The sequence below is a fragment of the Oerskovia sp. 140933 genome, assembly GCF_059651515.1.
Genome location: NZ_JAMXIO010000073.1, coordinates 1 through 1,426, shown reverse-complemented (window position 1 = coordinate 1,426; position 1,426 = coordinate 1). Strand labels below are relative to the sequence as shown.

Below are 1,426 nucleotides of genomic sequence, written 5' to 3'. Positions count from 1 at the left end.
CGGCGACGACGACGGAGATGTCGCGGGGGGTGCAGGAGTCGGCGACGGGGGCCTCGGAGATCGCGGGCAACATCACCGGCATCGCGACCGCGGCGGCGTCGACCGCCGACGGCCTCCAGGAGATGAACGAGTCGATCGCCGAGCTCGCGCGCATGAGCGCCGAGCTGCGCGCCTACGCCGACCAGTTCGCCTACTGACCCGTGCCCGTACGAGCGAGGTCCCGAGGAAGGAAGCAGCAGGTGAACCGACAGAGCGAAGTACCCGACGTCGTCGCGCAGACGCCCGACCCCGAGCTTGCGCCCGACCCCGACCTCGTGCCCGACCCCGACCTCGCGCCCGAGCCCGCACCTGGGCCGGCGCCTGAAGAGGCCCGTCAGCAGGCGCGCACCTCCGACGGGTCGGTGCCCGCCGACGAGGTCGACGGCGCGGGCGCCGCCGCCGGGGAGACCGGTGGACGGGCGAGACGGCTCGCGATCCGCGGCGCGAACCGCTCCGTCCGGGCCCGGATCCTCACCCTCGTGGCGGTCCTCGTGGTCGTGATGATGATCCTGGGGGTCGTGGCCATCTCGACCGTCTCCTCGCTGCGGGAGCGGGCCGAGCGGATCGGCACCGTCCAGAGCACCCTCAACGCCCGGGTCCTGGAGCTCCAGAGCTCGGTGTGGTCGTACCGGTTGGCGACCGAGGGGTTGGGGGACTTCCACGACGCCGTCGCCGACGCCGCCGACCAGTACCTCGCCATCGCGGCCGCGTACCAGTCCGTCCAGGCCGACTCGAAGGCCCTCGAGGAGGCCTACGCCGAGGTGGGGGAGGAGGTCCCGGACCAGTACCTCTCGTTCGAGCTCGCCATGGGGGACTACGTCACGATCGTCCAGGACCGCAAGATTCCCGCCTTCCAGACCGAGAACCGTGGGCTGTACCGCTCGGCGGACACCGACCTCGACAAGGTCGGCCTGCAGGTCGGTGGCGCCCTGGACCGGCTCCAGAGGTCGATCGACGAGATCCTCGCGGAGGAGACGACGCGTGCAGCGCGTGAGGCGACCGGGGCCATCGTCACGCTGATCCTGGTCATCGGGGTCGGCGCGGTCGGCGGCATCGTCGTGGGACGCGTCGTGTCCGGCCGTATCCGGGCGGGGATCGTCGGCGTGCAGCGCACGGCCGAGGCCATCGCGGAGGGCGACCTCACCCAGGAGGCCGGTGTGACGGGTCGGGACGAGCTCGGAGACATGGCTCGCGCGCTCTCCACCGCGCAGACGAACCTGCGGGGCCTGATCGCGGGGGTCGTCGAGTCGTCGATGACGATCGCGTCGGCTGCGGAGTCGTTGGCGGGGGTGGCGTCGGAGTTCTCGGCGAGCTCGGAGGAGACGGCGGTGCAGTCGGGTGCGGTGGCGACGGCTGCGGAGCAGGTGTCGCAGAACGTGCGGACGGT

1 protein-coding gene and 1 pseudogene are annotated in these 1,426 nt (G+C 72.2%); both read left to right on the top strand.

Features of this window, described 5'->3' with window-relative positions; genetic code table 11:
- A pseudogene (locus NHG27_RS18950) lies at positions 1-197 on the top strand (methyl-accepting chemotaxis protein); the annotation flags it as partial.
- Between the two features lie 42 nt (positions 198-239).
- The coding region (locus NHG27_RS18945) for a HAMP domain-containing protein (protein ID WP_497017355.1) at positions 240-1,426 on the top strand (1,187 nt) is incomplete at its 3' end.